The sequence below is a fragment of the Glycomyces sp. NPDC049804 genome (genome assembly GCF_040674615.1).
Lineage (GTDB): Bacteria > Actinomycetota > Actinomycetes > Mycobacteriales > Micromonosporaceae > Glycomyces > Glycomyces niveus.
Genome location: NZ_JBFAMQ010000006.1, coordinates 16,037 through 29,469 on the forward strand (window position 1 = coordinate 16,037; position 13,433 = coordinate 29,469).

Sequence of the window (13,433 nt, forward strand, 5' to 3'; positions counted from 1 at the left end):
GGTTCCTTCCGTAGTCCGGCGCGCCGGGGGACAGGGGTCGAGGCGCGCCGAGAAAGCGGGATATCGTTATCCTTCGATCGATGCTAACGGCGTACAGAACTGGAATCAAGACTCCGATATCGTTTTCCTGAAAACGCGTGCCTTCCCCGGGCGCGACCTTCCCTCCGACGATCCGAACTGGAGCGAGCACATGACCGCGACCGCACCCCCGCCCGCCGGAACGGCCATCGAATGGACCCGTCCCGGCCTGCACCTGCGATTCGACACCGGCGCGGACGAGCGGCCCGTCCGCCTCGTCCACTGGGCCGCCGGCCCCGGCGCCCCTTCGGTCGTCGCGCCCTCGCCGATCGTGGACCTCAGCACCGCCGGCGAGCACCGCGCCCGCCACAACCAGAGCCTCCTGCTCTGGGGCGCCGGACTCCGGCTGCGCTACACCGGCCACGAAGCCGACAGCGACGAACTGCGCGTCCACCAGCGCGACCCCGAACTCGGCCTCGAAGTGACCAGCGTCTTCCGCGCCGCCGGGCCGGGGCTCCAGATCCGCCAGACCGTCCGCAACGGATCGGACGACGAGCTCGTGCTCCTGGCGGTGAGCTCGGCGCTCGTCGCCGTCCCCGAAGGCGCGCACGACCTCCTCTGGGGCGAGAGCGAATGGCTCGCCGAGGGGCGCTGGCACCAGCGCCCGCTCACCGAGCTGCTGCCGGACGTCAACCCCGCGTTCCACCACCGCCGCAACCGCGGGAACGTGGCGAGGACCAGCCACGGTTCGTTCTCGAGCGGCGAGTTCCTGCCCACCGGCGTGCTCCTGACCGAGGGCGGGCCGTCGCTGGCCTGGCAGGTCGAGACCAGCGCGGGCTGGCACTGGGAGGCGGGCCAGCACGAGGGCACGGTCACCGTCGGCGTCTACGGCCCGACCGACCTGCACCACCAGTTCACGCGGCGGCTCGCGCCCGGCGAGGCGTTCACGACGGTGCCCGCCGGGTGCTGCGTCGCCGACGGCGGGCGCGACGCGGCCTTCGCGGCCCTGTCGGACTACCGGCGCGCGATCCGCGAGGTCCGCCCGGTCGACGCCCGGCTTCCCCTGGTCTACAACGACTTCATGAACACCCTCATGGCCGGTCCCTCCACCGAGAAGGAGCTCCCGCTCATCGAGGCCGCCGCCGAGGCGGGCGCGGAGTACTACTGCGTGGACGCCGGCTGGTACGGCACCGGCAACTGGTGGACCGACGCCGGCGACTGGCACGAAGCGCCCGGGCACTTCACCGGCGGGCTCGCCGCCGTCTTCGACGCGATCCGCGCCAAGGGGATGCGCCCGGGCATCTGGCTCGAGCCCGAAGCGGTGGGCGCCAACGCGAAAGCCGCCAGGGAGCTGCCCGAGGAGGCGTTCTTCCAGCGGCACGGCCGCCGCGTCTTCGAGACCGGGCACTACCAGCTCGACTTCCGCCACCCCGCCGCGCGCGCTCACCTGGACGAGGCCGTCGACCGGCTCGTGGAGGAGTTCGGGATCGCGTTCTTCAAGCTCGACTACAACGTGAACGCCGGGGTCGGCACCGATGTGGACTGCGACGGCCCGGGCGCCGGGCTCCTGGGACACACGCGCGCGTTCCGGGACTGGCTGAGCGGCGCCCAGCGGCGGCACCCCGAGGTCCTGTTCGAGAACTGCGGCTCCGGCGCGATGCGCATGGACTACCACCTGCTCTCGGTGGCGCACCTGCAGTCCACGAGCGATCAGCAGGACTTCCGCCGCTACGCGCCGATCGCGGCGGCCGCGCCCGCGAGCGTCCTGCCCGAGCAGGCCGGGAACTGGGCCTGCCCGGACGCCGCCATGAGTCTCGAGGAGACGGCGTTCGCGATGACCGCCGGGGTCATGGGCCGGCTCTACCTCTCGGGGTTCCTGGGCGGGCTCGGCCCGGAGCGGTTCGCGCTGGTGCGCGAAGCCGTGGCGCTCCACAAGGACTGGCGCTCATCGCTCGCCCGCTCCCACCCGGTGTGGCCCCTCGGCCTGCCCGGCTGGGACGACGACGTGATCGCGCTGCAGCTCGACGCGGGCGCCGAGTCGCTGCTGGCGGTGTGGTCCCGCGGTGCGGCGGCGGAGGTCGCCCTGCCGGGGCTGCGCGGTCGGCATGTGCGGCAGGCCTACCCGGTCGACCTGCCCGCGTGGGCGGTCCGCGCCGACGGGGACGTGCCGGTGCTGCGCGTCCCGGAGGGGCCGGCCGCGCGGATCTTCGCCGTGCAGTGAGCGCTAACGGCGACTCGGCGCCGCGAGGCGCGGGGGAGTAGCGGGACGGCGAGCCGGTCGGCGCCCTTGAACAGGGCGCCGACCGGTTCCTTCATATTGAGGAATGGAAATATCGAGCTTTTGTGTTGACTGGGTCACGCCGTGAGCGCTAACATTTCCTCGCATCTCGACCCCTACCGAGAAGCCAGGTGCCCATGCAGACCCTTACCCGGACCGAGCCACGCCCCGAGCAAGCGGCTCCGCGTCGACCGCGCTGGCGGCGGCGCACGACCGTCGAGGCCTACGCGCTGCTCGCGCCCAGCATCGCCGGATTCGCCGTCTTCCTGCTTGCCCCGATCGTGATCGTCGCGATCCTGAGCCTCTACGACTGGAACCTGCTCTCCGACCCCGAGTTCATCGGGCTCGAGAACTACCGGGAGCTGGCCGGGGACGAGCGGGCGCTGCGGTCGATCGGGAACACGTTCTACTACGTCCTGCTCAACATCCCCGTCCAGACCGTGCTCGCGCTCCTGCTCGCGCTCGCGCTCAACGCGAAGATCAAGGCCCGCAACACCTTCCGCGTCCTCTACGTGCTGCCCTGGATGGCCATGCCGGTGGCGCTCGGCGTCATCTGGCGGTGGGTGTTCGACCCCGCGTACGGCGCGCTCAACCGCTTCCTCGCCCTGTTCGGGATCGACGGCGCGGCGTGGCTGACCGACTCGGCCTGGGCCATGCCGGTCATCGCCTCGGTCAACGTGTGGCAGTACACCGGCTACACGATGCTGTTCTTCCTCGCCGGGCTGCAGGCGATCCCCGCGCAGCTCTACGAGGCGGCCGATGTGGACGGCGCCTCGCCGGTGCACCGGTTCTTCACGATCACCCTGCCGCTGCTGCGCCCGGCGATGATGTTCGTGCTCATCACCAGCGTCATCGGCTCGTTCCAGGTCTTCGACACCATCCACGTCATGACCGCGGGCGGCCCCGCTGGCTCCACCGCGACCCTGAACTACCAGATCTACCTGGAGTCCTTCACCCAGCGCAACGCCGGGTACGCGTCGATGCTCGCCGTGATCCTGTTCGCCGTCATCGCGCTCATCACCCTCGCCCAGGCGGCCTTCTTCCGCAAGCGCACCGTCTACGACTTCAGTTAAGGGGCCGAACCGATGAAGAAGATCCCGCTCTACCTCGTGCTCGTCGCGGGCGCGCTCGTCTCGGTCGCCCCCTACCTGCTGACCATGAACGCCGCGTTCAAGTCCAAGCAGGAGATCCTGACCTCCGAGCCGTGGGCGCCCCCGGCGGACCCGATCCTCACCAACTTCGCCGAAGTGTGGAGCCGCTACGACTTCGCCACCTTCGTCGTCAACTCGATCATCGTGGCCGTGGCGGTCACCCTCGGCCAGCTCGTGTTCTCCACCCTCGCCGCCTACGCGTTCGCGCGCCTCGACTTCCCCGGCCGCGACCAGCTGTTCTGGGCCTACATCGCGACGCTCATGGTGCCGCAGATCGTGACCCTCGTGCCCACCTTCATCATCGTGCGCGAACTCGGCCTGGTCGACACCCACCTCGGCCTCGTCCTGCCGTTCGTGTTCGGGTTCCTCATGCCCTACGGCGTGTTCCTGGTGCGCCAGTACTTCAAGACCATCCCCGAGTCGATCGAGCACGCCGCCCGCATCGACGGGGCCGGGACGCTCACGATCCTGTGGCGCGTCATGGTCCCCATGGCCCGCCCGATCCTCGGCACCCTCGCCGTCATCAGCTTCGTGAACACCTGGAACAACCTCCTGTGGCCGCTCATCATCACCCACTCGGAGTCCACCCGGGTCATCACGCGCGGCATCGCGCAGATGCAGTCCCAGTTCAACCAGGAGTACCACCTCGTCCTGGCCGCCTCCGCGATGGCGCTGCTCCCGCTGGTGGCCGTCTTCCTGGCCTTCCAGCGGCACATCGTCCGCTCCATCGCCCTCAGCGGCATGAAGTGACACCGGCTCCGCAACCGACCTCTCAACGACGAAAGGCAAACGGCATGAACAAGACCCGCCCCGCGGCCCTCGCCGCCCTCGCGCTCGCCCTCCCCGCCGGACTCGCCGCCTGCGGCGGCGACGACGGGGGCCCGGTGACGCTGCGCTACGCCTTCTGGGACGACAACCAGCGCCCCGCCCTCGAAGCCATGATCGCGGCCTTCAACGAGGAGCACCCCGACATCGAAGTCGAGCTCGAGCAGAACCCCTGGGAGGACTACTGGGCCGGGCTCGACAGCCGCTTCGCCGCCGAAGAGGCCCCCGACGTGTTCTGGAACCACGTCTCCCGCTTCCCCACCTACGCCTCCAACGGCGTCCTCCTGCCGATCACCGACGACATCGAGGACGACGGCCTCGACACCTCGATCTACCCCGAGAACCTCTACAACTCCTGGCAGTTCGAGGACGAGCAGTACGGCCTCCCCAAGGACTGGGACTCCATCGCCCTCGTCTACCGCCTCGACGCCCTCGAAGCCGCCGGCATCGACCCCGCCACCGTGGGCGACCTCGAATGGAACCCCGTCGACGGCGGCACCTACGTCGAATTCCTCCGGAAGCTCACCGTCGACGCGAACGGCAACAACGCCCTCAGCCCCGACTTCGACCCCGAGAACGTCGTCCAGTACGGCACCGCCATGTCCTCCAACACCGGCCAGACCGACTGGTGGAACTACGCGGTCCAGAACGGCTGCTCGCTCCAGACCGAGCCCTGGGGCGACTACGCCATCGACGCCCCCGAATGCGTCGAGGCCATCCAGTTCACCGCCGACCTCTACAACAAGTGGCACGTCGCCGTCCCCGCCGAATCCACCAACCAGCCCAACGGCGGCGTCCCCGGCGACTACGTCGTCCCCGGCCAGGCCGCCACCACCCTCGACGGCTCCTGGATGCTCAGCTTCTACCGCGACGGGCTCGAACCGGGCACGTGGGCGGTCGCCGACAACCCCTCCGGGCCCGTCGGCTCTGGCACGGTCATCAACGGCCTCTCCAACGCCATCTACGCCGGCACCGAGCACCCGGACGAGGCCTGGGAGCTCGTCAAGTTCCTCGGTACCGAAGAGGCGCAGGCGATCGCGACCGGCATGGGCTCGGTGTGGCCCGGCGTCTCCTCCCTCAACCAGGACTTCGCCGACTACTGGGCCGGCGAGGGCATCGACGTCACCGGCTTCCAGACCGCCGCCGAAGGCACCACCATCGGCTACCCGCTCTCCATGAACGACGCCGCGTTCGGCACCGCCGCGATGGACGAGTTCAATCAGGTCTGGCTGGGCACGAAGGACGCCCAGGCGGCGGCCGAGGCGGTCGTCGCGATCGCCAACGCCGAATAGCGCACGCCAACCGAAAGGCCACCGAGAGCATGAGCGCCGCCGCCGGACCCCGGCCCGTGAGCATCTTCGACGTCGCGAAGCGCGCGGGCGTGTCGCACCAGACCGTCTCGCGCGTCATCAACGACGCCCCGCAGGTCGCCGCGGCCACCCGGGCCAGAGTGAAGGACGCGATCGCCGAGCTGGGCTACCGGCCCAACCGCTCGGCCCGCGCCCTCGCCGGCGGCGCGCTCAAATCCGTCACCGTCCTCACTACCGACACCTCCCTGTACGGGACCGCCGAGACCCTGCGCGGCATCGAAGACGCCGCCAGGGACGCCGGGTTCTCCGTGCTCGTCTCGGTGATGGACCCCGACCAGGCCTACGACGAGGCCGACCTCCTCGGACGGCTCCCGCACGACGGCGCCGCCGCCATCGTCATCGCGCACGACGAGACCACCGTCCGCGCCATGCGCGCCCTCCACGAGCGCCAACCGGGAGCGACCGTCGCGACCTGCGGCGAGCACCAAGAGGACCAGGACGCCGACTGGCTCATCTCCCTCGACGACCGCACCGTCGCCGCCCGCGCCACCCGCTACCTGCTCGACATGGGCCACCGCCAGGTCCACTACCTCGCGATCCCCGGCACGGCTGGCCGCCGCACCGGCTGGTCCGACGCGCTGGCCGCCGCCGGGATCGCGGCCCCCGCCGCCGTGGAGTCCGGCTGGTCCGTGGCCGCGGCGGCCGAGGCCGCGGCCGCGCTCGTCGCCGACCCGGCCGTCACCGCGATCCTCTGCGGCAACGACGACCTCGCGTTCGGGGTCCTCCACGCCGCGCACCGCGCGGGCCGCACCGTCCCCGGCGACCTCAGCGTCATCGGCTTCGACGACTACCCGCTCGCCGCCTACCACGTCCCTTCGCTCACCACAGTGGACCTAGACTTCCGCGGCGTCGGCCGCGGCGCCTTCGAACGGCTGCGCGCCATGCTCGAAGGCGGACCCGATCCCCGCCCGTCCTGGCGGTCCCCGGAACTCATCGTCCGCGAGACCTCAGGACCGCCTCGTCAATGACGACCACCGAAAGGGCTGCAATGCAACCACTCCTGCGCAGAGGCCTCGCCGCCGCCACCGCGGCCGGCCTCCTCACCGGCCTCGCCGCCGCGCCCGCGCAAGGCCAGGACGCCCCCGTCCTCACCGTCGACTTCGGACAACTCACGGGCGCGCCCGACCACGGCGCGGTCGGCTCCCTCTACGGCATCTCCGAGAACGGCGTCCCCGGCGACAACCTCCTCGACCCCCTCCGCATGTCCTCGATGGCCCCCAAGCCGACCGGCGGCACCCAGCACCCCAACGGCGACGCCAACGACGTCCTCGAAGTCCTCGCCGAGCACGACGGCGGCGAGGCCTTCGTCAACCTCCAGGACTGGTACCCCGACTGGCCCTACCAGAACGACGGCATCGACGCCTACCTCGCCGAAGTCGAGGCGATGGTCCCCGCCATGGAGGCCTCCCCGCACGCCGACCGGCTCGTCTACGTGCCCTTCAACGAACCCAACTGGATCTGGTACAACCGCGGCTCCGACTACGAGGGCACCACCGCCCGCTTCTTCCACGACTGGGACGCCGCCTACGCGCTCCTGCGCGAGATCGCCCCCGACACCCCCATCGCCGGACCCAACGAGTCCCACTACGACGCCCGCTTCATGCGCGACTTCATGGAGCACGCCACCGCGGCCGGCACCGTGCCGGACGTGATCACCTGGCACGAGCTCTCCCCGGACTCCCTGCGCTACTACCAGCGCAACCACGACGACTACCGCGCCCTCGAAGCCGAACTCGGCCTCGAACCGCGCCGAATCAACATCAACGAGTACGGCAACAACCGCGACTTCGGCGCACCCGGCCAGATGGTGCAGTGGGCCGCCATGTTCGAGGACACCGACGCGCTCGCCGACATGGCCTACTGGACCGCCTCCGGCGGCCTCTCCGGCAATGCCCCGCAGACCAACGTCCCCAACGGCGGCTGGTGGTTCCTCAAGACCTACTCGCAGATGACCGGTCAGACCGCCCTGGTCACCCCGCCGCAGAACGACGCCGTCGACACCCTCCAGGGCATCGCCACCTACGACGAGACCAAGGACCAGGCCCAGATCCTCCTCGGCGGCGGCTCCGGCGAGGCCACCGTGGACTTCACCGGTCTCACCCTGGGACGCAAGGTCACCGCCACCGTCCACGAGATCGCCTGGACCGGCAACGAGGGCTCCTCGCCCGCGCCGCGGGCCGTCGACCGGATCGCCCTGCGCCCCGACGCGAACGGCGCGGCGAGCATCGGACTCGGGGACCTCGACCCCATGTCCGCCTACTGGATCACCCTCACGCCGGGCACCGGCCGGGCCGAGCCCGTCGAGACGCCCTGGTCGGGCACCTGGGAGGCCGAGGACGCCGCGATCACCGGCGGCGCCGTCTACAACGAGGGCAGCGCCGCCAACTCGTGGGCCTTCCCCGCCTCCGGCGGCAAGAGCGTCGGCTCCCTGAACCGGGCCGACAGCCGCGTCCAGTTCACCGTCGACGTACCCGAGACTGGGACCTACGACCTCACCGTCACCTACGGGAACACCTTCGGCCGCAACCTCCCCGAAGGCGCCTCGCCGACTGAGCAGTTCCTCACCGTCAACGGCGGCGCCGCCGCCACGGTCACGTACCCCTCGACCATGCAATGGGGCTCGCGCGGCCAGGTCACCGTCCAAGTCGAACTCGAAGCGGGGGAGAACGCCATCGCCCTCGCCAAGTCCGACCACGAGGCCGGGACCGCCTACGGCGAGGCCGGACTCGACAAGATCGACCTCAAGCCGTCCGTAGTGGACACCCACACCTACCCGGCCGTGTTCGCCCGCACCGAAGGCGACGCCGAGTACCGGTACGGCCACCGCGAAGGCGTCGGGCTGAACGGCGACGAGCAGGTCGTCTTCGACGTGTTCGCCCCGGCCGACGGGTACTACGAGATCGCCGCCGACACCGAAGGCAAGGGCGAACTGCGCGTGCTCGGCCCCCACACCGAGGACATCGCCTTCGAGCTGGAGGACGAGCAGACCCTCGCGCTCCACGAAGGAATCAACCGCATCGCGCTCAACGCGACGCGCGGCACCCTCCACGTCCGCGACCTCACCGTCACCGGCGACGGCGGCGACGAGGGCTTCACCCTCATCGCGGCCGCCGACGCCGACCTCGCCGGCACCGCCGCACTCACCGAGAACCGCTGGGCCACCGAAGGACAGGCGATCACCGGCGTGGGCGGCGGCGAAGGCAACACCGCCACCCTCACCGTCGAGGCCGCCGAAGCCGGGCCGCACCTGCTGCTCGTCCACTACGCCAACGACGAGCGCAAGAGCGGCCACGCCTACAACACCGACATCATCTCCCGCTACGCCGAGTTCACCGTGAACGGCGAAGCCGCCGCCACGGTGCCCATGCGCGCCACCTGGAGCTGGAACGACTTCTGGTCCTACCCGCTCATCGTCGACCTCGAACCCGGCACGAACACCATCGAGATCGGCAACCCCGGCCTGTTCACCGGCATCGGGGACCGCCAGGGCCGCACGGCCGACTTCGACCGCTTCGAGATCGCGCCGCTCCACGGCTAGCCACGCACCGCGAGAGCCCGCCCCCGCCGGGGCGGGCTCTCACCACGACCGGAACCACCACCGAAAGGGAACCAATGCCAGCGCCCGACACCCGCCTCTGGTCCATCGACACGCCGAACACGAGCTACGTCGTCGCCGTGGACGACCACGACCGGCTCCGCGGCCTCCACTGGGGACCAAGGCTGAGCGCCGAGCAGGCGCTGGCCCTCCTCGAGCTGCCGGAGTCCCCGTTCCGGCCCGTCATCGGCCGCGAGCCCCGCTACGACCTCAGCACCGGCTCGGCGTTCCAGTACGGCCACAACGGCCTCCAGGTGCGCTTCGCCGACGGCACCCGCGACCTCGAACTCGCCTTCACCGAGGCGGTCGAAGGGGACGGCGCCCTCGCCTTCGTCTTCACCGACCGGCACTACCCGCTCGAAGTGCGCACCCGCTACCGCACCCGCCCCGATTCCGACGTCATCGAACGCACCCTCGAGCTGCGCAACCGCGGCACCGAGCCGATCGAGGTCGTCCGCGCCGACTCGGCCACCTGGGTCGTGCCCGGGCTCGACGAGCCGCGCCTGAGTCAGCTCCACGGCGAGTGGGGCGCCGAAACCCAGCTCACCCGCACCACGATCCCATACGGCGAGACCGTGATCGGCTCCCGCCGCGGCGTCACGGGCCACCAGTCGAACCCGTGGGTCGCCATTGACGACGGCGCCGCCACCGAGACCGCGGGACCGGTCTGGTCCACGGCGCTCGCGTGGAGCGGCACCTGGCGCATCACCGTCGAGAAGGGACCCACCGGGAGCGTCACGGTCTCGGCGGGCTTCGGCCACGACCCGATCGCGATCCGCCTCGACGGCGGCGCGACCCTCGAGACGCCGGTCGCGGCCGGCCTGCACACCGCGCACGGGTTCGCCGGGGCCGCGAGCGCCTGGCACGACTACGCGCTCGCGCACGTCCTGCCCCACCCCGGCGAAGTGCGCCCGGTGCTCTACAACTCCTGGGAGGCCACGGAGTTCGACTTCACCGCGGAGGACCAGATGCGCCTGGCCGACCGCGCGGCGGCGATGGGCTGCGAACTGTTCGTGATGGACGACGGCTGGTTCGGCGCCCGCGTCAACGACCGCGCCGGGCTCGGCGACTGGACCCCCAACCCCGACCGCTTCCCGGACGGACTGGGGCCTTTGATCAAGCATGTGCACGGCCTCGGCATGCGCTTCGGGATCTGGGTCGAGCCCGAGATGGTCAACCCCGACTCGGACCTGTACCGCGCCCACCCCGACTGGGTCTACCACCAGCCGCACCGCCGCCGCAGCGAGGTGCGCCAGCAGCTGGTGCTCAACCTCGCCCGCCCCGACGTCGCCGACCACATCCACGCCCGCCTCGACGAGCTCTTGAGCGGCAACGAGATCGACTTCGTCAAGTGGGACATGAACCGGCCCTTCACCGAGGCCGGGTGGCCCGGAAACGACGACCCGGACCGCCTCTGGTTCGACCACACCCGCAACCTCTACGCGATCCTCGACCGGCTCCGCGCCGACCACCCGCACCTGCGGATCGAGTCGTGCTCCTCCGGCGGCGGCCGGGTCGACTTCGGCATCCTGCGCCGCACCGACCAGGTGTGGACCTCGGACAACACGGATGCGGTGGACCGGATCGCGATCCAGGACGGCTTCGCGCAGGTCTACCCCGCGCGGGTCATGGGCGCGTGGGTCACCGACTCGCCCAACCCCCTCACCCGCCGGGAGGTCCCGCTCGACTTCCGCTTCCACGTCGCGATGGCCGGGGTCCTCGCCGTCGGCGGCGACCTGCGGATCTGGAGCGATGACGAGCAGGCCCGCGGCGCCGAGCTCGTGGCCGACTACAAGCGGGTCCGCCCCACCGTGCAGCTGGGCCGCCGCCGCCCCCTGCGGGCCGGGAACGTCACCGGCGTCCAGTACGACCGGGGCGACACGACGGTGGTCCTGGCCTGGCGGAGGGCCCGCGACTTCGCCTACCCCGACCCGCTCCTCAAGCTCCACGTCGACCCGGACGCCCGGTACCGTGAAGTGCGGACCGGCCGCGTCCACCACGGCGCGATCCTCGCGTCGCACGGCCTCGACCTCGGGCTCACACCGGCGGACTACGCGTCGGCCATGATCGAATTGACCAGGGAACCCTGACCCTCCCAGGGCTCCCGAACATCACTCCTTCAACCCAGTTAGGTACGCGCACAATGGAATACCTTCACATCGAGCACGGCGGCCGCACCATCCGCGGGGTCCTGCACCTCCCGGAGGGCGCGGAGGCGGCCCCGGCGGTCGCGCTCTGCCACGGCTTCGGCGGCAACCGCGCCGAGTTCGGCTACTCGTTCGTGCGGCTCGCCGAGCGCCTCGCGGCGAACGGCACCGCCGCCTACCGGTTCGACTTCGCCGGCTGCGGCGACTCCGACGGCGACTTCGCCGACCTCACCGTCTCCGACCAGGTCGCGCAGACGGTCGCGGTCCTTGACGGGCTCGCCGCGCACGAGGCGATCGACGCGGACCGGCTGTCGCTCATGGGGATGAGCCTCGGCGGGCTCACGGCGCAGCTCGCCGCCGCGCAGCGGCCCGTCCGGGCGCTGGCGCTGTGGGCGCCGGCCGCGGGGGCCGTGGCCATGAGCGAGGAGGGCGCGAAGCGGCGCGCCGACGCGATCGCCGAGCGCGGCTACGACGACTTCGGCGGCCTGCCGGTGCACCAGCGGTTCGTCGACGACGCCAAGGGGATCGACCCGTTCGCCGACGCCGCCGCGTACACCGGGCCGGTGCTCCTGGCCGTCGGCACGGAGGACTTCGTGCTCCAAGGCGACCTCTTGGAGCGCTACCAAGACCTCTACGGCGACCGGCTCGACCTGGACGTCTTCGACAAGGTGGGCCACGGCTTCGAGACCGTGCCCGCGCGCGAGCGCCTGGTCGACATCACCGCGGCGTTCCTGACCGGGAACGCCTGAACCGACCGCTGAGGGCGGGCCGTTCCGATGGGAGCGGTCCGCCCTCTGGCGTAAGTCATCGAAATTCATCGAACTCGAAAAGTCGTGGACAAACGATTGCGCAAAGCCGAGTCCGTGTGCCATCCTCGTGGACACCCCCAGCCGGGAAGGTTCACGGAACCGATCTTCACAAAGGAGTGAACATGCTGCCCACCTCCGCGGAACGCCGCCCCTCGGCGTCCGAGGCGAAAGCGACGGCCTCATGACCGCCGCGCTCGACAACCGCGCGGCCGTTGCCCTGCGCAAGCGCCGGCGCGGCGCACTCGGCCGGAGCCTGCGCCGCCACTGGCAGCTCTACGCGCTGCTGGTCCTGCCGGTCGCCTACTTCGTGATCTTCCAGTACATCCCGATGGCGAACAACGTGATCGCGTTCAAGGACTACAACGTGGTCCAGGGGATCTGGGGCTCGCCATGGGCCGGGCTCGACCACTTCGAGCGGTTCTTCGCCAACCCCGTCGCCTGGGACCTCATCCGCAACACGCTGATGCTGAGCCTCTACGGGTTCCTGGCCGGGTTCCCGATCCCGATCATCCTGGCCCTGGCGCTCAACGAGGTCCGGGCGCGGTTCTTCAAGCGCACCGTCCAGATGGTCACCTACGCCCCGCATTTCATCTCGACGGTCATCGTCGTCTCGATGCTCATCCTGATCTTCTCGCCCCGCATCGGGTTCATGTCCGATTTCCTCGGCTTCTTCGGGATGAACTCGAACCTGCTGGCCGATCCCGACGCCTTCCGCAGCGTCTACGTCTGGAGCGACGTGTGGCAGACCGCCGGGTACTCGGCGATCATCTACATGGCCGCGCTGGCGGGCATCGACCCGAGCCTGTACGAGGCGGCGCGCCTCGACGGTGCGAGCCGCCTGCGGAAGATCTGGCACGTCGACCTGCCCGGGATCGCGCCCACGGTGGTCGTGGTGATGGTCCTGAGCGTCGGCAACATCATGGCCGTGGGCTTCGAGAAGGCGTTCCTGCTGCAGAACCCGCTCAACCTCTCCACTTCGGAGATCATCGCGACCTACACGTACAAGATCGGCCTGCTCAGCGCCGACTTCAGCCTCGCGACGGCGGTGGGGCTCTTCAACTCCGTCATCAACCTCATCCTCCTCCTGGCCGTGAACACCGTCTCCAAGCGCGTGACCGGCAACGGCCTGTGGTGAAGGGAGCCCCCGCAATGACCACCGAGACCACCCTCTTGGCCCCGCCCGCCGAACCGGAGCCCGAACGGCGCGACCCCAAGCGCCGCAGCAACCGCGTCCAGGACA

General features: G+C 70.6%; 9 protein-coding genes. All 9 read left to right on the forward strand.

What is annotated here, in order from left to right; genetic code table 11:
- Positions 1-190: 190 nt before the first annotated feature.
- Positions 191-2,239, forward strand: coding sequence for a glycoside hydrolase family 36 protein (locus AB0K52_RS11200; protein ID WP_363529592.1), 2,049 nt, complete (start codon positions 191-193; stop codon positions 2,237-2,239).
- A gap of 194 nt (positions 2,240-2,433) precedes the next feature.
- On the forward strand, positions 2,434-3,369 hold the full coding sequence (locus AB0K52_RS11205; protein WP_363529595.1) for a sugar ABC transporter permease: 936 nt from the start codon (positions 2,434-2,436) through the stop codon (positions 3,367-3,369).
- Between the two features lie 12 nt (positions 3,370-3,381).
- Positions 3,382-4,197 (forward strand): carbohydrate ABC transporter permease, encoded by an 816-nt coding sequence (locus tag AB0K52_RS11210; RefSeq protein WP_363529598.1) that lies wholly within the window; start codon positions 3,382-3,384, stop codon positions 4,195-4,197.
- Positions 4,198-4,241: 44 nt separating this feature from the next.
- Positions 4,242-5,564 carry a sugar ABC transporter substrate-binding protein gene (locus AB0K52_RS11215; protein ID WP_363529600.1) on the forward strand — a complete coding sequence of 441 codons (1,323 nt, stop codon included), beginning with the start codon at positions 4,242-4,244 and terminating at the stop codon, positions 5,562-5,564.
- Positions 5,565-5,593: 29 nt separating this feature from the next.
- Positions 5,594-6,610: a LacI family DNA-binding transcriptional regulator gene (locus AB0K52_RS11220; RefSeq protein WP_363529603.1), complete on the forward strand. Its 1,017-nt coding sequence runs from the start codon at positions 5,594-5,596 to the stop codon at positions 6,608-6,610.
- A gap of 20 nt (positions 6,611-6,630) precedes the next feature.
- Positions 6,631-9,180, forward strand: a complete 2,550-nt coding sequence (locus tag AB0K52_RS11225; RefSeq protein WP_363529606.1) for a CBM35 domain-containing protein — start codon at positions 6,631-6,633, stop codon at positions 9,178-9,180.
- A gap of 74 nt (positions 9,181-9,254) precedes the next feature.
- Complete coding sequence (locus tag AB0K52_RS11230) at positions 9,255-11,327, forward strand: alpha-galactosidase (RefSeq protein ID WP_363529608.1); 2,073 nt, start codon at positions 9,255-9,257, stop codon at positions 11,325-11,327.
- Between the two features lie 53 nt (positions 11,328-11,380).
- Complete coding sequence (locus AB0K52_RS11235; protein WP_363529611.1) at positions 11,381-12,133, forward strand: alpha/beta fold hydrolase; 753 nt, start codon at positions 11,381-11,383, stop codon at positions 12,131-12,133.
- A 241-nt stretch (positions 12,134-12,374) separates the two neighbouring features.
- Positions 12,375-13,328: an ABC transporter permease subunit gene (locus AB0K52_RS11240; protein ID WP_363529614.1), complete on the forward strand. Its 954-nt coding sequence runs from the start codon at positions 12,375-12,377 to the stop codon at positions 13,326-13,328.
- The last annotated feature ends 105 nt before the right edge of the window (positions 13,329-13,433 follow it).

What these genes read in the sequence shown, in the direction of transcription:
- AB0K52_RS11240 (WP_363529614.1), top strand. Translation starts at nt 12,375, where the DNA reads ATGACCGCCGCGCTCGACAACCGCGCGGCCGTTGCCCTGCGCAAGCGC.
- AB0K52_RS11205 (WP_363529595.1), top strand. Translation starts at nt 2,434, where the DNA reads ATGCAGACCCTTACCCGGACCGAGCCACGCCCCGAGCAAGCGGCTCCG.
- AB0K52_RS11225 (WP_363529606.1), top strand. Translation starts at nt 6,631, where the DNA reads ATGCAACCACTCCTGCGCAGAGGCCTCGCCGCCGCCACCGCGGCCGGC.
- AB0K52_RS11230 (WP_363529608.1), top strand. Translation starts at nt 9,255, where the DNA reads ATGCCAGCGCCCGACACCCGCCTCTGGTCCATCGACACGCCGAACACG.
- AB0K52_RS11200 (WP_363529592.1), top strand. Translation starts at nt 191, where the DNA reads ATGACCGCGACCGCACCCCCGCCCGCCGGAACGGCCATCGAATGGACC.
- AB0K52_RS11235 (WP_363529611.1), top strand. Translation starts at nt 11,381, where the DNA reads ATGGAATACCTTCACATCGAGCACGGCGGCCGCACCATCCGCGGGGTC.
- AB0K52_RS11220 (WP_363529603.1), top strand. Translation starts at nt 5,594, where the DNA reads ATGAGCGCCGCCGCCGGACCCCGGCCCGTGAGCATCTTCGACGTCGCG.
- AB0K52_RS11210 (WP_363529598.1), top strand. Translation starts at nt 3,382, where the DNA reads ATGAAGAAGATCCCGCTCTACCTCGTGCTCGTCGCGGGCGCGCTCGTC.
- AB0K52_RS11215 (WP_363529600.1), top strand. Translation starts at nt 4,242, where the DNA reads ATGAACAAGACCCGCCCCGCGGCCCTCGCCGCCCTCGCGCTCGCCCTC.